The following is a 17162-nucleotide window of genomic DNA, read 5'->3' as shown; positions in this document are numbered from 1 at the left end:
AAGCCGGTCTGCGCGCGCCATGGGCATGCACGGCCGGCGGTACGAAAGTGTTCCAAGCCTTCTAATTTTGCGAAGTCAAAGTCAGTTTAATGACAGGAATATCGGTCGCAGCCAAGGGAAACGGGCTTGCGCCGCCTTCTGATTTTGTCAAGGCAGTTTGGGTGCCAACCCCATCAGCAGGCACGGAACACGCTTCTAGAATTTTTGTCTGGCCCTGTGTCACGAGCCCGGGTCCGCAACAGCAACGAAATTTGGAACAGGTTGAGTCAATGCAGAAAAAGCACAGGATTGCCGTCATTCCCGGAGACGGTATCGGCGTCGAGGTCATGCCCGAAGGTTTGCGCGTGCTCGACGCTGTCGGCCGCCGTTTTGGCATCGACTTTTCGTACGACCATTTCGACTGGGGCTCCGACCACTACGTACGCACCGGCCTGATGATGCCGGCCGACTGGGCCGACAAGATCCAGGGCCACGACGCCATTTACTTCGGCGCGGTGGGCGCACCCGACAAGGTGCCCGATCACATTGCCGTGTGGGGTCTGCTGATCAAGATCCGCCGCGACTTCGACCAGTACGTCAACCTGCGCCCGGTGCGCCTGATGCCCGGCGTGCCCAGTCCGTTGGCGCACCGCAAGCCCGGCGACATCGACTTTCTGGTGGTGCGCGAGAACACCGAAGGCGAGTACACCTCGGTGGGCGGGCGCCTGTTCGAAGGCACGCCGCGCGAGATGGCCATTCAAGAGGCGGTGTTCACCCGCGTGGGTGTGGACCGCATCATCGAATACGCGTTCGAGCTGGCCAGCCGCCGCCCGCGCAAGAACCTGGTGGCCGCGACCAAGTCGAACGGCATCTCGGTGACCATGCCTTACTGGGACGAGCGCCTGGCCGAAATTGCCAAGCGCCACCCCGACATTGCGACCAGCAAGTACCACATCGACATTTTGTGCGCGCACTTTGTGCAGCACCCGGACTGGTTCGACGTGGTGGTGGCCTCCAACCTGTTCGGCGACATCCTGTCCGACCTGGGGCCGGCCTGCACGGGCACCATTGGCATTGCGCCGTCGGCCAACCTGAACCCGGAGCGCAAGTTTCCGTCGCTGTTCGAGCCGGTGCATGGTTCGGCGCCGGACATTGCGGGCAAGGGCATCGCCAACCCGATCGGCCAGATCTGGTCGGCCGCAATGATGCTGGACCACTTGGGCAACAACGACCCGGTGTACGCACAAGCCTCGGCGGCCGTGGTTGCTGCCATCGAGACGGTTTTGAGCGAAGGGCCTCGTACGCGCGACATGGGCGGTACGGCCAATACCGTGGACGTCGGTCGCGCTATTGCTGAATGCATTTCGGCATGACGCTTTTTTGGGCTTGTGTCGTTGAGCTTGGTGTGCGTCGTTCAGGGCGCGCCCACGCCGACGGGTACCTTGCTCCGCGAATGTCCCCCGGCCTGCGGCCTCCTCCTTTATTTCGCTGCGCAAGGCACCCCATCGGCGTGTGCGCTGTCAGGAGCGGTCGTTGATCGCGGGATCCCCACGAGCGTGCCCTGTGCACAGGGCGTCGGGTACTCCCCGCAGCGAAATAAAGGAGGAGCGAAGCGGGGGACATTCGCGGAGGGGAGTACCCGGCGGCCTGTGCACGCGCCCTGAACAACAGCGCCCCAAAAAACAGGGCCCTGAACGCAATACAACCCAACCACAGCGGAGTCACTGAAATGGGCCTGTTCCTGCTCAAGCGCACATTGACGCTGCTCGGCACCCTGGTCGGCGCATCGATCATCGTGTTCCTCGTGCTGGAAATATTGCCTGGCAACGCAGCGCAAATGCTCATGGGCCCCGACGCCGCGCCCGAAGCCGTCGCGGCACTGGCCACCAAACTCGGGCTGGACCTGCCCGCGTGGACGCGCTACTGGCACTGGATCGGCGGCCTGCTCACCGGCAACCTGGGCGACAGCTACGCCTACAGCTCGCCCGTGCTCGACCTCATCCTCGAACGCCTCGCGCTCACGATGCCCCTGGCGCTGCTCGCCATGTTCTTCACCACCGTCATCGCATTGCTGGTGGGCGTAACCGCCGCGGCGCGCCACAACAAACTAGGCGACGTGGGCCTCATGAGCATGGCGCAGGTCGGCATTGCCATTCCGAATTTCTGGTTCGCGATTCTGCTCATCCTCGTGTTCTCCGTGAAGCTGCAGTGGTTCTCCGCTGGCGGCTTCGAGGGCTGGGGCGAAGGCTTCTTCGCGGGCATCAAGTCGCTGCTGCTGCCTGCCCTTTCGCTCGCTGTCGTTCAGGCCGCGATCCTCGCGCGCATCACGCGATCCGCCGTGCTCGAAGTGATGCGCGAAGACTTCGTGCGCACCGCGCGCGCCAAGGGCGTGTCGCAGCGCATGGTGCTTTGGACCCACGTGCTGCGCAACGCCATGATCCCCGTCATCACCGTGATGGGCATGCAGTTCTCCGAGCTGCTCGCCGGCACCATCGTGGTGGAGAACGTGTTCTACCTCCCGGGCCTGGGCCGGCTCATATTCCAGGCCATCAGCAACCGCGACCTCATCGTCGTGCGCAACTGCGTGATGCTGCTCGCGGCCATGGTGGTCATCGTGAACTTCGTGGTCGACGTGCTCTACGCCGTGATCGACCCGCGCATCAAGGCCAGCGACATATGAACGCCACCACAGCCACCACCGCCACTGTCGCTCCCAGCACCGCGGCGCTCAAGCTCCCCGGCTTCTGGCAACGCGCCGTAAGGCATCGCAGCTTTGTCATTGGCGCCGTGCTGGCAGCGCTGCTGCTCATCGCCGCGCTCCTGTCTTTCGTGTGGACGCCCTGGTCGCCCTATGCGATGGACATGGCCAACAAGATGCAGGCGCCGTCGGGCTCGCACTGGCTGGGCACTGACGCCTACGGGCGCGACGTGGCCTCGCTGCTGCTGGTGGGCGCGCGCGCGTCCATCCTGGTGGGCGTCATCGCCGTGGGCATCGGCCTGGTGGCGGGCACCGCGCTGGGCCTGCTGGCCGCCGCCAAGCGCGGCTGGGTGGAAGAAGCCGTGATGCGCCTGTCGGACTTCACGCTCGCCTTTCCCGCCATTCTCTCGGCCATCATGATGACCGCTGTGTTCGGCGCGGGCATCGTGAACGCCATCGTGGCCATCGGCATCTACAACATTCCGACCTTCGCGCGCATCACGCGCGCATCGGCCAACGCCATCTGGTCGCGCGAGTACGTGGCCGCCGCGCGCGCCTGCGGCAAGGGCAGCTTCGCCATCACCATGCAGCATGTGCTGCCCAACATATCGGCCGTGCTGATCGTGCAGATCACCATTCGCTTCGCGATCGCAATCCTGGCCGAGGCGGCGCTGTCGTACCTGGGCCTGGGCACGCAGCCGCCGCAGCCTTCGTGGGGCCGCATGCTCAGCGAAGCGCAGACCCTCATGTTCCAGCAGCCGCTGCTGGCCGTCTTCCCCGGCATGGCGATTGCCCTGGCAGTGCTCGGCCTGAACATGCTGGGCGACGGCCTGCGCGACTTGCTCGACCCCCGCCTTGCCCGCGCACGCTGAGAACGCCATGCCCCTCCTCGAAGTCAACAACCTCCAGATCGGCCTGCAAACACAGCGCGGGCCGGCGCAGGCCGTGCGCGGCATTTCTTTCTCGCTGGAGCGCGGCGAAACGCTGGGCATCGTGGGCGAGTCGGGCTGCGGCAAGTCGATCACCGTGATGTCGCTCATGGGCCTGCTGCCCTCCAGCGCACAGGTCACGGGCAGCATCAAGCTCGACGGGCAGGAGCTGGTCGGCCTGCCTGAAAAGCAGATGTGCCAGGTGCGCGGCAACCGCATCGGCATGATCTTTCAGGAGCCGATGACCGCGTTGAACCCGGTGCACACCATTGCGCGCCAGGTCGGCGAGCCGCTGCAGTTGCACCGCGGCCTCACGAAGGCCCAGGCCCGCAAGGAAGCGCTGGCGCTGCTGGAGCGCGTGGGCATTCCGGATGCAGCCTCGCGCCTCGATGCGTATCCGCACCAGTTCTCCGGCGGGCAACGCCAGCGCATCGGCATTGCCATGGCGCTGGCCTGCGGGCCCGATCTGCTGATTGCAGACGAGCCCACCACCGCGCTGGACGTGACCATTCAGAAGCAGGTGCTCGACCTGATACAGAACCTGGTCGCCGAAATGGGCATGGCGCTGATCCTGATATCGCACGACCTGGGCGTGATTGCCAACAGCGTGCAGCGCATGCTGGTGATGTACGGCGGCAGCGCCGTGGAAAGCGGCCCGACGGACACCGTCTTCGCCGGTCGCGCCCACCCCTACACGCGCGGCCTGTTCGCGGCGCGCCCTGCGCTGGGCGCGGTGCGCGCCGGCCGCTTGCCGACCATTCGCGGCAGCGTGCCCGAGCTGGTCGACATGCCGCGCGGCTGCGCCTTTGCCGGGCGTTGCGCGCACACCATCGACCTGTGCCACAGCACGCGCCCGCAGGCCACGCTGCTGCCCGGCGACCACACGGTGCGCTGCCTGCGCCTGGGCGAAATTGCCGCCATGACCGCCCGGGGCGCCACCGCATGAGCCAAGCCAAGACCTCTCCCGGCCAGCCCTTGCTTGCCGTCAACAACCTGTACCGCCACTACGCGCTGCCGCGCGAAAAGCTCTTCGGTCCGCCGCCGACCGTGAAGGCGCTCAACGGCGTGAGCTTCGACGTGCATGCCGGCAAGAGCGTGGGCATCGTGGGCGAATCGGGCTCGGGCAAGTCGACCATCGCGCGCCTGGTGATGGCGCTGGACACGCCCACATCGGGCACCGTGTCGCTTGAAGGCCGCGACCTGCACAAGCTGTCGAAGAACGATCTGCGCACCGCGCGTCGAGACTTTCAGATGGTGTTTCAGGACCCTTACGGCTCGCTCGATCCGCGCCAGACGGTCGCGCGCATCGTGGCCGAACCGCTGGAAGCCCTGGCAGAAACCAGCCGCGCCGAACAACGCGAACGCGCGTCGGAAACACTGGCCGCCGTGGGCCTGCGCACCACCGACATGGACAAGTACCCGCACGAGTTCTCGGGCGGGCAGCGCCAACGCATCGCAATTGCGCGCGCGCTCATCACGCGGCCCAAACTCATCGTGGCCGACGAGCCCGTGAGCGCGCTCGACGTGTCGGTGCAGGCGCAGGTGCTCAACCTCATGCAGGACCTGCAGCAGCAGTACGGCATCAGCTACCTGCTGATCAGCCATGACCTGGCGGTGGTCAACCACCTGTGCGACGAGGTCTGCGTGGTCTTCAAGGGCCGCATCGTCGAACGCGGCCGACCGGCCGACCTGTTCGCGCATGCGCAGCATGAGTACACGCGCACGCTGCTTTCGGCGGTGCTGCACACGCCGTCCCGCTGACGCGGGCGTTCCCTTTTTTCCCCTCACCTCCAGGACCTATCGAATGTTGAAGCGCCGCACACTGATGAGTTCCGCCATGGCGGCAGCGATTCCGGGGGTCTTCTTACCCCAGGCGCGCGCGCAGGCCGGCAAGAACACGCTGACGATCGGCATGCCGCTAGAACCGCCGGGCCTGGACCCGACCACCGGCGCCGCATCGGCCATTGCGGAAATCACGCAGTACAACATCTTCGAGACGCTCACCAAGGTGAACGCCGACGGCTCCGTCACGCCGATGCTGGCGGAGAGCTGGTCGTTCTCGCCCGACATGAAGACCTTCGTCTTCAAGCTGCGCAAGGGAGTGAAGTTCGAGAACGGCCAGCCCTTCAATGCGGCGGTGGTCAAGTTTGCGTTCGACCGCGCCGGCGGTGCCAAGAGCACCAACAAGGACAAGCGTTTCTTCAGCGAAATAGGCACCGTGGTGCTCGACGAGCACAGCGTGGGCGTGAACAGCACGCTGCCCAATTCCGACCTGCCCTTCATGCTCGGCCAGTCGACCGCCTGCATCGTCGAGCCCAAGAGCGCCGACACCAACGCCACCGCCCCCGTGGGCACCGGCCCCTACAAGCTGAGCGCTTGGCAGCGCGGCGCCTCCTGCACGCTGGTGAAGTCGCCGACCTACCGCGACCCGAGCCTGGCCAAGACAGAGCGCTTTGTGTTCCGCTTCATGTCGGACACCGCCGCGCAGACGGCCGCGCTGATGGCCAACGACATCGACATCTTTCCGCGCGCGGGCACGCGCTCGGTGGCTCAGTTCAAGGGCAACCCGCGTTTTCAGGTGATTGAAGTGGGCACGCGCGGCAAGGTGATCTTGACGATCAACAACCGCAAGAAGCCGCTGGACGACGTGCGCGTGCGGCGCGCCATTCTGGCGGCCATCGACCGCAACGCGATCGTGCAGGGCGCGGCGGACGGCTTCGGCAAGCCCATTGGCAGCCACTACGCCATGGGCGCGCCGGGCTTCATCGACACGACGTCGATCAACCCCTTCGACATCGAAAAGGCCAAGAAGCTGCTGGCCGAAGCCGGCGTCAAAACGCCGCTGGAGCTGCGCCTGCAACTGCCCCCGCCCTCCTACGCACGCCAGGGCGGCGAGATGATTGCGGCGCAGCTCGCGCAGATCGGCATCGTCGTGAAGATTCAGAACGTGGAGTGGGCCCAGTGGCTCAGCGGCACCTTTGGCGGCGCACACGACTTCGACCTGACGATGGTGGCGCACGTGGAGCCGTTCGACCTGGTGAAGTACACCGAGGCCGACTACTACTGGGGCTACGACTCCAAGAAATTTCGCGACCTGTTCGTCACCATTCAGAACGAAGAGAACAAGAAGCGCCGCGCCGACCTGCTGGGCGACGCCCAACGCATGCTGGCCACCGACGCGGTGAACGGCTTCCTGTACCAGGCGGTGTTTCCGACCATCGCGCGCAAGGAAGTGAAGGGCCTGTGGCCGAACATGCCGATCGTGGTGAACGACCTGGCCGCCATTTCCTGGGGTTGATGCGATGACGACAAAGCCTTTGTATTCCCTGAGCGTGCAGGAGCTGCACGCCGCCTACGCCGCCAAGGAACTGTCACCGGTGGAAGTGACGCGCTCGGTCAACGAGCGCATTGCCGCCTACGAGCCGGAGCTGCACGCCACCTGGCTCTTCCGCCCCGAGCTCGCGCTGGAACAGGCACGCGCCTCCGAGGCCCGCTGGCTTGCAGGCACGCCGCGCAGCACGCTCGACGGTGTGCCCGTGACCATCAAGGACAACCTTGCGACCGAAGGCGACCCGATGCCGCTGGGCACCGCCGCCTACGCGCTGGTGCCGATGCAGCAAGACTCGCCCCCCGCCGCGCGCCTGAAGGAAGACGGCACGGTGCTGGTCGCCAAGACCACCATGCCCGACCTGGGCATGCTGTCGTCGGGCCTGTCGAGCTTTCATGAACTCTCGCGCAACCCATGGGACCTGTCGCGCACGCCGGGCGGCTCCAGCGCCGGCGCCGGTGCGGCGGCCGCGGCCGGCTACGGCCCGCTGCACGTGGGCACCGACATCGGCGGGTCGCTGCGCCTGCCAGCGAGCTGGTGCGGCATCTACACGCTCAAGCCCAGCTTCGGGCGCATTCCGCTGAGCACGCCCTACATGGGCCGCTGCGCCGGGCCGATGACGCGCACCGTGGCCGACTCCGCGCTGGTGATGGCCTCGCTCGCGCAGCCGGACGACCGCGACTACTCCGAGCTGCCCGAGCCATCGATCGACTGGAACGCCTTCGAGGTCGACCCGTCGTTCCTGAAGGGCAAGCGCGTGGCGCTGCACATGGACGCGGGCTGCGGCCTGCCGCTCGACCCACAGATTGCCGCTGCCATTCGCCGCGCCGCCAAGCGCATCGAAGCGGCCGGCGCGCAGGTGGAAGAAATAGGCGCCTTCATGACGCCGAAGATGCTGCAGGGCATGGACCACTTCTGGCGCATGCGCTCCTGCCTGGACATGCAGGCCATGACGGCCGAGCAGCGCGGCAAGATCCTGCCGTACATCCGCGAATGGGCCGAGAGCGCCGCCGGTTTTTCGGGTGCGCACATCTTCGACGCCTATAGCCAGTTCATCGCCACGCGCGTGGCCACGGTGGCGGCCACCAAGGCCTACGACTTCGTGCTCTCGCCGGTGTCGCCGAACATGCCCGCGCCCGCGGACCACGCCTCGCCCACCAACGACCCGATGCTGCCGCTGGAGCACATCGGCTTCACCGTGCCGTACAACATGTCGGAGCAACCGGCCGCATCGATCAACTGCGGCTACTCGGCCGAAGGCTTGCCCATTGGCCTGCAGATTGCCGGACGCCGCTTCGACGACCTGGGCGTGCTGCAGTTCAGCCGCGCGTTCGAGCAGATCCGCGAAGCGCAAAAGCCCTGGCCGGAACCAAAGTGACATTGCAGCGTCTGACGGCGCTGACTGCAAGGAGACAAAACACATGAACGCAACCCACTACATCGACGGGGGCCGCGTGCCGTCCGAAGGCAACGCCACCATCGACGTGATCGATCCGAGCGATGGCAAAAAATTCGGCGAGATCGCACGCGGCACAGCCGCCGACATCGACACCGCCGTGCGCGCCGCGCGCCAGGCCATGGGCGAGAACTTCGACGGCCCCTGGGGCGCGATGACCGCGCTGCAGCGCGGCCGCTTGCTAGCCAAGCTGGGCGCCGCCGTGTTGGAACACCATGAAGAGCTGGCCCAGCTGGAAGCGCGCGACACCGGCAAGGCGCTGCGCGTGGCGCGCAACGACGCCACCGCGCTGGCCCGCTACATGGAGTACTACGCCGGCGCCTGCGACAAGCTGCACGGCGACACGCTGCCCTACGAGCGCGGCTACACCGTGCTCACCGTGCGCAACCCGCACGGCGTGACGGGCCACATCGTTCCCTGGAACTACCCGATGCAGATTGCGGGCCGCAGCGTGGGCGCCTCGCTGGCCGCGGGCAACGCGTGCGTGGTGAAGCCGGCCGAAGATGCCAGCCTCTCGCTGCTGCGCCTGGCCGAGATTGCAACTGAAGTGGGCTTTCCCGCTGGCGCGCTGAACGTGGTGACGGGCTACGGCAAGGAAGCCGGCGCGGCGCTGTGCGCGCACCCGGGCATCGACCATATTTCTTTCACCGGCTCGACCATGACCGGCCGCAGCGTGGGCTTGGCCGCGGCCGAGCGCCACTGCCCGGTAACGCTGGAGCTGGGTGGCAAGTCGCCACAGATCGTGTTTGCCGACGCCGACCTGGACGCGGCCGAGCCGGTGCTGGTGAACGCCATCGTCCAGAACGCGGGCCAGACCTGCTCGGCGGGCAGCCGCGTGCTGGTGGAGCAATCGATCTATGAAGAGGTGGTGCAGCGGCTGGCCAAGCGCTTTGCCGCGGTTCGCGCGGGCACGCCCGCCGAAGACCTGGACATGGGCCCGCTCATCAACGAAAAGCAGTTCCGCCAGGTGCGCGACATGGTCGCCACTGCAGAGGCGAACGGCATGAAGGTGGCGGCGCGCGGCACGGTGTCGCCCCATGCGTCGGCCACCGGCTTCTATCAAGAGGCCGTGCTGTTTCGCGACGTGCCGCACGACAGCGACCTGGCGCAGCGCGAAGTGTTCGGCCCGGTGCTGGTGGTGATGCCCTTTGCCGACGAGGCCGAGGCGGTGCGCCTGGCCAACGGCACGGACTTTGGCCTGGTGGCCGGCGTGTGGACCCGCGACGGCGCGCGCCAGCTGCGCATGGCGCACAAGCTGCACTGCGGGCAGGTCTTCGTCAACAATTACGGTGCGGCGGGTGGTGTAGAACTGCCCTTCGGCGGCGTGAAGGCTAGCGGCTTCGGCCGCGAGAAGGGCTTTGAGGCCCTGCTCGGTTTCACGACCCTCAAGACCATCGCAATCAAGCACGGATGACATGACCATGACCTCCACTGAACAACAAACTTCCAGCCCTCAAGAAAAAATGCGCGTCGGCCTCGTCGGCGTCGGCCTGATGGGCCACGGCATTGCCAGCAACATCGTCAAGCACGGTCACCACCTGACGGTGCTGGAGCACGCGGGCAACCAGCCGATCGACGGCCTGCTGAAGGCCGGTGCCACGTCGGTGAAAGATGTGGCCACGCTGGCCGCGCAGGTCGACGTGCTGATTCTGTGCGTCACGGGCACGCCGCAGGTCGAGGCGGTGATGCTGGGCGACAGCGGCGCCTTGAGCACGCTGCGCCCCGGCACGGTGGTGATCGACTGCTCGACGGCCGTGCCAGCCTCCACCGCCAAGGTGGCCGAGGCGGTGAGCGCGAAGGGCGGCAAGTTCATCGATTCGCCGATGACGCGCACCGCGAAAGAAGCAGCCGAAGGCCGGTTGAACCTGCTGGTGGGTGGGGACGCGGAGGTGTTGGCATCATGCCTGCCGCTGCTGCGCTGCTTTGCCGAGAACATCACGCACGTGGGCGGCATCGGTGCAGGGCATGCGATGAAGTTGCTGCACAACTTTGTGTCGCTGGGCACCGTGGCGTTGCTGTGCGAGGCCGCGGCCTGTGCGGAGCGCGCGGGTGTGAAGCCCGATGTGTTCGTGGACGTGCTGGCCAAGGGCGGTGGCAACGGCGTGGCGCTGGAGCGCGTCAAGCCCAAGCTGCTGACGGGCAGCACCGATTCGCTGAAGTTCTCGATGGCGAATGCGAAGAAGGACCTGGGGTACTACAACGACATGGCTGAGCAGTCGTCTGCAGGGCATGGCATTGCTCAGGCTGTGGATGCGCTGTTGACGCAGGGGATCGAGAAGTTTGGTGGCGACCGGATGGTGCTGGATCTGGTGGAAGCGCTGCGCTGAGTTTTTTGCTTCCTTCAGGGCGGGTGCACAGGACACCGGGTGCTCCCCTCCGCGAATGTCCCCCGGGGCTGCGCCCCTCCTCCTTTATTTCGCTGCGGGGAGCACCCGATGCCCTGCGCACGATGAGCGCCGCTGTGGCGTTGGCCGTTCCGTTCTGCCGCGGGGCATGCAGTGAAGTCTGCTGGAGAAACGGAAATCATCCGGCGTTGATCCAGCACGCTTGATTCACATGTCCAGAGATGGATGGCCCTTCCCGCGGTTTTCATGATGGTCTCCCATCGAGTCACGGTGCAGTGGCTGCTACAGGGAAGCTGAGACTCTTGCCCGCGACCGGCACAATACGGCCACATTCAGACACCGGACATCGAGCCACCGATGCCTTTTTCTGGCAATGGCTGCCACGCCTTTATGCGCAGCGCCAGTTCGATGCCACCTGGCCTTGCGAGCCAGTCCTTCTGGCCCCTTCTCTCGGCATCAACATGGTCTCAACCATTCTCATCGGCATGCTGTGCGCACACCTTTTGTGCTTCTCGGCGATGTTCTTTCTCATCAGCAAGCGCCTGCACGGCAACAAGATGGGCATGGACTTCTTTGCGGTGGGCAACCTGTTGCTGGGCTCGGCATATGCACTGCAATTTGCCGAAGGAGGCCCCGCCTGGAGTTGGATGAGCGTCGCCAATCACACGCTCACGCTCGTTGCGCCGGTGGCCTATTGGCTGGGCGCCATGCGGTTCTTTGGCCGATCCGTCCCCTTGTGGCGCCCGCTGCTTGCAATGGCCGGCGCCTACACCGTGGCGCAGCTGCTGGTGCAATGGGGCTTCGGTCCGGTCTCCCGATACGCCATGCTGTCCGGCATGTCCGCGCTGCTGTTCCTGGTCATGACCATCACCGTGATCTACGGCGTGCTCACGTTTGCCAGGGACCTGTACGGCGAGATGATATTTTTTGCAGTGCTGATCAGCGGCATCTGCATCCTCAACGCGATCAAGTTTGTGAATCTTCTGGGCACGGGGCTGGATGCACTGCGCATGGGCGGAAGTTTTCAGCTCGTGTTCTATGTCTACATGTCATTCCTGGCCACCGTGCTGCCGCCATCGATCATCTGGTTGGTGTTGCGCCGGCTGACCGACGAGTTGCGCAACGTGGCCGCGCGCGACCCCTTGACGAAGTTGCTCAATCGCCGAAGACTCACGGAAGCGCTGCAACGACATTTCAGATCACGCACGGCCGCTTCGGCCTATTTGGTGATGGCCGATGTGGACCACTTCAAGCGCGTCAACGACCGCTACGGTCACCACGCGGGGGACCTGGTGCTGTGCCGTGTGGCAGACGTTCTGCGCACCCACGTGCACGAGGGAGATTTGACGGTCCGCACGGGCGGTGAAGAATTCGTTGTCGTCTGCATGAACACCGACGTTGACGAAGTCACGCACCTGGCAGAGCGCTTGCGCACGGTCATCGAAAACACCGCGACCGTTGTCGAGGGGATCGACCACCCGCTGCATTGCACGATCACGCTCGGAATTTCGAACGCCTTCAAGAGCGCAGATGCTCTGACAGCTGCCCTGAAAGAAGCCGACGCGGCCCTCTACGATGGCAAGTCGGCCGGGCGCAACCGGGTGAAGGTGGCGGGAGCCGCTCTCGGCAAAGTCGCAGCATGACTTCAATCGCCGCGGGCATTGACTGGTTTGGAAAGCCCACCAATGCGACAGGGCTGACCATTGAACAAAGGGCAGCCTTTCTGTCGACCATCTTCTTGAACCATTTCGTCTCTTCAACCATGAGTTCAGACCAGATCTCGGAAACCGTTCCCCGCATCAGCGAAGCACTCGCTGATGCTCGATACTGCGCGACGTTCGAGATTGCAGGTCAAGCCCGAAACCGGGTCGAGTTCCAAGCAGAAACGGTCAATGCCGGCTGTTCAAACAGCGAGCACCCGGCCGCTTGGCTGGTCACCCTGGCGGTGGCGCGATCACAGAGTGGACGGTTGAGCAGTTCGATGAAGCGACATCGCAAGCAGAACCCGGCGGGAGCGGACATACGCGGTTGCGCGTCGGGTGTCGGCTTGAGACTGATTGCAGACCCGCGCCCCTCACGATAGATAGTGCAAAGTAATAGCCTGGAAATACTGAAAAATGATGGATTGGGTCCCGATAGTCTTCATTGCGTTCAAGGTTCTCGTGTTCGGCGCGGGCATGTTCTTCGCCATCAAGTGGCACTATGAGAAGGGGAAGCAGGGGAAAGAGGGGAAGGAGAAGCAGAGCGCGGTGCTGCGCGCGGGCGGCAAGGTGGCTGCAGTCTTCGTGCTATCGCTTCTGGTCCTTTCGCTCCTCGCCTTCGGGCTTAGCAGGATGCTCGGTTTGGACCTGACCCTCCCTTGATGGCAAGGAACAGTGGGCCGATGTTCAGCCAGGCGGCAGCCATTCGTCGTTGCGGCTATTGGGCGGCGGCAGCACGCGGCCACGAGCCGTCGTTCTTCGCCCCGGTCTGCAGATGGACCGATGCCCTGTGCCGCGGTGCCTTGGCCGCCACGGCGGCGCCGGCCGGGCTGCGAACGGTCGGCTATTTCAGTGCGCCCTTGCTGAGCGTCTAGAGATTCCTTCAATCGATTGAAGCGGCGGTGCCGGCTGCATCGGTACAGTGCAATTCACTTCTACGGAAACAACTGCGCGTCCATCAGAACATGACAAATGCTTTGCTTAATACGCTCGTGCTGGTGGGATTTTTTGCCTTCGCAACCCTTGCATTTGTCGCCTTTCTCATTTGGCGGCGAGCCGTCTGGCGCGGTCTCATCGGCCCGCTAACCGCAAGCCTTGGCTACGCATCGTGCGTCGCCGCAATGCCGCCTGCGGTGTGGTATCTCGAGCGCGCCTGGCTGATGAGCTTTCGAAACGCGAGCCAGTCGTTCTGGGCGCACATGGGTGACATCGCGCAAGGGTTCACGCTTTTGGCGGCCCTCTGGACGTCCTGGGGTGTGGGCGCCTTGTTGACGTGCCTCGCGGCGTGGCGCTTCGTCGTGATCAAGCGACGTCTTGGCACGGCGCTTGATTGAAGCGATGGGCACGGCCCGCGCGGACGAATAGATTGCTCGACAGTTGTCGCTCGTGACTGGCTTGCTTGGGGCACTTTGCACCAGCCGCGCGTGAGGCTACAGTCGGCCAGGAACAGCCCTTCGCTAGACAGGCCGAATTCGAGATTGCCACTGCCAAATCCAAGCCAATCAAATGCCTGAAGTACATCCTCGCGGCCAAGTGTTGGTCTTCGACCAATCTTTGAATGCGTTCGTCGCACAGCCTGGATTGATGTTGCCGTGCACCAATATCGCTGAAATGCTTGAGCAGATTGAAGCAAGGACCGGCGCCTACGCTGTGCCGCACGACCCGCCGAAATATTTTAGGTACCACCTGTCGCGTGACGACCCAACTTTTGTGCTGGTGGACATTCATGTCACCCGTGATGGAGAAGAAATATGCATCAAACAAGATATGTCGTTTCCGCTGTTTCCGAGCGACAAGGTGATATTCGGCCATCTTGCCTGCTGAGCAGTCGACGTGACTTCATCGCCATTTGAACTGTGGCCGTTCCGGCGTGGCAACTTCGTTAGCTTTGGAAGCGCAACCTAGACTTCCGTCGCCGGCCAAAACCGGTCGTTCAGCCGGACACGCTGTTTTTGCTGCCGGAAGGCATGTGCCTCATAGAAAGGATCGAGGAAGAGTGGCCATCTCTATGTATTGCTGGCGATGCAAAATCGACCTTTCGATTCTCACTGAGGAGGAATATCAACTTGTCTTCCCTACGAGTTTCATGGCGCAGATACGGGAATATCGTGAGAAAACAGGAACTGACTTACGTCAGGCACAGGCGGACCTTGGAGAGCAAGCGCTAGCGACGTACGAGCGCATCACTGGCTTCAAAGAAACCAATCCTCTTGCTCTTTACCACCATCGCCTAAGCCTTTACGGGCCACCTTGCTCTGAATGCGGGAAACCGCTTCGGACGCCCGCCGCGAGTTACTTTGCTGCCTGCAGCGCGCCGCGTAACCGTTCCGACGCCGCGCATTGACTACCGCCGGCCAGCCGGCTTCGGCCAACACCAGACATTTGACACAATGCTGCAATTCATCTGATATGAGCCAACTCGTAGCATTCGCAAACGTCCGCATCTCGCTGATCGAGGGTTGGCTATGGGCAGACGTACTTTTTTCGATCGAAGACATCACACCGCTCGTCGCAGAACAGCGTGCGAATGCAATCGGCGACTTCTCAAAGCTCATGACTCCGCAGGAGCAGCCGTCCCTTACTTATGGAGCCAGATCGCATGTACCTGAACCTTGAGAGGCTTGCGAACCCGATGCGAATCGTCTACACCTTAAGGGACGAACTCAAGGCAAAGCCGGAGTACGTTGCGCAGGTGCAGGCGATGACACTCAACTTGGAGAAGCCTTTTCTCGGCCTCCGCGGTACGCACGGCCTCTTCGGTTCCGACGCTTGGTGGGAGAGCATTCGGGTCGGAAGGATCAAGATGAAAGTCATTGCCGGGGAAATCACGGAAATGTTTTTTGCCGGGCAAGACTCTCGCTGGGCGGCTCAAGTCAACAGCTTCCGCCTAAAGCAAACCGATGGATCGACAGTTGAGGAGTCGATCTATGCAGGTCGGAAGTCAGATCGCCGGCTCTTCGTCGTCGGAGCCACCGTCAGCACTGCGTATGTGATGGATGAGCTGAAGCGCCCGGACCGTGACGGGGCAACCAGCTATTCCAAGTCTGTCCTAGAGATGGCGGTTTCGCCGCCGCCGCGTGCGAGATAGGTGTCCGTTCGAGGAGATGGATATTCGCCAGTACCCGCTTCCGGTCCAATCTGGACTCCATTGATAGTTGACAAGGCTGCAACCGAGTAACCGACGCCATGTTCCGTATGCAGCGAAAATTGAGCGGCAGCTTGCGAGAAATCCGTACGGCCGCTTGGGGCCCAGCGAAGCCATCCAAGCAGGGGCAAAGTGTCGGTCCCCAAACTGCGAAGGAGACCGACATGGAATTCCCGACCGCCTCAACACCCCGCCCCCCATGGAACAAGGACAAGCGCGTCAGACAGAAGAGGCCTTTCAGGCTCAAGGAGATCTGGGCGATCCGTGTGCGCTTGCAGCTTTCCTGCCGAACCCGCGAACTGGCGCTGTTCAACTTGGGCATTGACAGCAAGCTTCGAGCATGCGACCTGGTCAAACTACGTGTACGCGACGTCGCCACCGGCGACCGTGCTGCCGCTCGGGCCAGCGTGATCCAGCAAAAGACCGGGCGTCCTGTTCAATTCGAACTCACGGACCCAACAAGAGAAGCTGTGGCGAATTGGATGAAGGTCACCCACCTTCGCGCCGAGGACTTTCTGTTTCCGAGCCGGGTGAGCACATCTCCCCACCTTGGAACGCGCCAATACGCGCGCATCGTCGACGGATGGGTCGAGGAGATCGGATTGGATCCTGCGGCCTACGGCACGCATTCGATGCGGCGCACGAAGGCCTCACTGGTATACCGCCGGACCAAGAATCTGCGCGCGGTTCAGCTTTTGCTCGGACATACAAAGTTGGAAAGCACCGTGCGCTACCTCGGCATCGAGGTGGAAGATGCGCTGGAGATGGCCGAGCAAACTGACGCATGATGTTCGCGGCGCCCGCACAGCGGGCGTCCAAAAAGGCAAAATTCGGCCAGCAGCGGTCAGTCGGCTTTGGTGCTCAATCTGCTCCAAACCGGACGTCCACTTCAAACCTGAATACACATGCCCGAATTCTTGCTCTGCCGTGTCGAGGATACGTTTTTGGTGTCCGGGCGCGGACTAATGATCGCCCCCGGCTTCCCCGCGTCCGCCTATCGATTCGATGTCAACCAGCAGATTCGCGTGGTCCGACCAGACGGCGAGAGCCTTGACTGCGGGGCCTTCTTCCAAATCCCATTCCAGACCCCACCGGCGAAAGTGCTCAGCTTCTTTTGCACGCTGCCTGCAGCCACCAGGGAGAGTGTCCCGATTGGCAGTGAAATCTGGTTGCTCGGGAAGGCCGAGAGGGATGTGAAACTGGCCGGAGACGCCTGACGGCCAGAAGCGGTCTCTCGTCGTCATCAGTCAATAGAGGAGTTCTATGTCTGCTTCGCAGCAATCCGGGAAGGCTTGCCCTCGGTGCCATAGTGACGCACAGGTCGCGGCAAAGCTTCTTCTCATCGGAAAGGCAAGCCCGAGCGTTCTGTTTCCCGACGAGGAGCGAGCGGGCTACCGGCGGCGTGACCAAGTGGCCACCGACGAGTGCAAGCCGGAAGAACTCCAGAAGACCCCGCTAGGGAACATCTGATCAAGTCGTAAATTGACTTGATGACGAGCGCGCGTGTTGTGTCGCAGCGCTCGCCGGCTCGTTGCACCGGCATTCGATGTGTTTGAGCGCTTCTGTAGTGCCCTTACGCTGC

18 protein-coding genes are annotated in these 17162 nt (G+C 63.5%); 17 read left to right on the top strand and 1 reads right to left on the bottom strand.

Features of this window, described 5'->3' with window-relative positions; genetic code table 11:
* The first annotated feature begins 269 nt into the window (after positions 1-269).
* From VLK31_RS22920 to VLK31_RS22855, 14 genes are all read left to right on the top strand, one after another.
* Entirely contained in the window at positions 270-1352 is a 1083-nt protein-coding gene (locus tag VLK31_RS22920) for a tartrate dehydrogenase (protein ID WP_409170755.1), read from the top strand.
* Positions 1353-1708: 356 nt separating this feature from the next.
* Positions 1709-2659, top strand: a complete 951-nt coding sequence (locus VLK31_RS22915) for an ABC transporter permease (protein ID WP_409170754.1) — start codon at positions 1709-1711, stop codon at positions 2657-2659.
* Positions 2656-3549: an ABC transporter permease gene (locus tag VLK31_RS22910; protein ID WP_409170753.1), complete on the top strand. Its 894-nt coding sequence runs from the start codon at positions 2656-2658 to the stop codon at positions 3547-3549. Before VLK31_RS22915 ends, VLK31_RS22910 begins: the two co-directional genes overlap by 4 nt.
* 7 nt (positions 3550-3556) lie before the next feature.
* A complete protein-coding gene (locus VLK31_RS22905) occupies positions 3557-4552 on the top strand; it encodes an ABC transporter ATP-binding protein (protein ID WP_409170752.1) in 996 nt (331 codons plus the stop codon).
* On the top strand, positions 4549-5367 hold the full coding sequence (locus tag VLK31_RS22900) for an ATP-binding cassette domain-containing protein (RefSeq protein ID WP_409170751.1): 819 nt from the start codon (positions 4549-4551) through the stop codon (positions 5365-5367). The genes VLK31_RS22905 and VLK31_RS22900 overlap by 4 nt, the downstream gene beginning before the upstream one ends.
* Before the next feature lie 43 nt (positions 5368-5410).
* The gene (locus VLK31_RS22895) at positions 5411-6904 is read left to right on the top strand and encodes an ABC transporter substrate-binding protein (protein ID WP_409170750.1); all 1494 of its coding nucleotides are present in this window, start codon (positions 5411-5413) and stop codon (positions 6902-6904) included.
* 4 nt (positions 6905-6908) lie between these two features.
* A complete protein-coding gene (locus VLK31_RS22890) occupies positions 6909-8312 on the top strand; it encodes an amidase (RefSeq protein WP_409170749.1) in 1404 nt (467 codons plus the stop codon).
* A gap of 43 nt (positions 8313-8355) precedes the next feature.
* Positions 8356-9804: an aldehyde dehydrogenase family protein gene (locus VLK31_RS22885; RefSeq protein ID WP_409170748.1), complete on the top strand. Its 1449-nt coding sequence runs from the start codon at positions 8356-8358 to the stop codon at positions 9802-9804.
* Between the two features lie 7 nt (positions 9805-9811).
* Positions 9812-10717, top strand: a complete 906-nt coding sequence (locus VLK31_RS22880; protein ID WP_409170747.1) for an NAD(P)-dependent oxidoreductase — start codon at positions 9812-9814, stop codon at positions 10715-10717.
* Positions 10718-11196: 479 nt separating this feature from the next.
* Positions 11197-12378: a GGDEF domain-containing protein gene (locus VLK31_RS22875; protein WP_409170940.1), complete on the top strand. Its 1182-nt coding sequence runs from the start codon at positions 11197-11199 to the stop codon at positions 12376-12378.
* On the top strand, positions 12375-12818 hold the full coding sequence (locus tag VLK31_RS22870; RefSeq protein WP_409170746.1) for a hypothetical protein: 444 nt from the start codon (positions 12375-12377) through the stop codon (positions 12816-12818). Before VLK31_RS22875 ends, VLK31_RS22870 begins: the two co-directional genes overlap by 4 nt.
* 34 nt (positions 12819-12852) lie before the next feature.
* Entirely contained in the window at positions 12853-13098 is a 246-nt protein-coding gene (locus VLK31_RS22865; protein WP_409170745.1) for a hypothetical protein, read from the top strand.
* 302 nt (positions 13099-13400) lie between these two features.
* Positions 13401-13769, top strand: a complete 369-nt coding sequence (locus VLK31_RS22860; protein ID WP_409170744.1) for a hypothetical protein — start codon at positions 13401-13403, stop codon at positions 13767-13769.
* Between the two features lie 172 nt (positions 13770-13941).
* Complete coding sequence (locus tag VLK31_RS22855) at positions 13942-14259, top strand: hypothetical protein (protein ID WP_409170743.1); 318 nt, start codon at positions 13942-13944, stop codon at positions 14257-14259.
* A gap of 368 nt (positions 14260-14627) precedes the next feature.
* Here VLK31_RS22855 and VLK31_RS22850 read toward each other — a convergent pair whose 3' ends face one another.
* Positions 14628-14933, bottom strand: coding sequence for a hypothetical protein (locus tag VLK31_RS22850; RefSeq protein ID WP_409170742.1), 306 nt, complete (start codon positions 14931-14933; stop codon positions 14628-14630).
* A 101-nt stretch (positions 14934-15034) separates the two neighbouring features.
* Here VLK31_RS22850 and VLK31_RS22845 point away from each other — a divergent pair, with 101 nt between their 5' ends.
* The 3 genes from VLK31_RS22845 (at position 15035) to VLK31_RS22835 (ending at position 16797) form a co-directional block, all read left to right on the top strand.
* On the top strand, positions 15035-15523 hold the full coding sequence (locus VLK31_RS22845) for a hypothetical protein (RefSeq protein ID WP_409170741.1): 489 nt from the start codon (positions 15035-15037) through the stop codon (positions 15521-15523).
* Positions 15524-15744: 221 nt separating this feature from the next.
* Entirely contained in the window at positions 15745-16368 is a 624-nt protein-coding gene (locus VLK31_RS22840) for a tyrosine-type recombinase/integrase (protein ID WP_409170740.1), read from the top strand.
* Positions 16369-16485: 117 nt separating this feature from the next.
* Positions 16486-16797: a hypothetical protein gene (locus VLK31_RS22835; RefSeq protein ID WP_409170739.1), complete on the top strand. Its 312-nt coding sequence runs from the start codon at positions 16486-16488 to the stop codon at positions 16795-16797.
* Positions 16798-17162: the final 365 nt, after the last annotated feature.

The organism is Variovorax sp. H27-G14 (assembly GCF_046156345.1).
Lineage (GTDB): Bacteria > Pseudomonadota > Gammaproteobacteria > Burkholderiales > Burkholderiaceae_C > Variovorax.
Note: the sequence above shows the minus strand (reverse complement) of the source record. Positions and strands in the feature narration are given on the sequence as shown.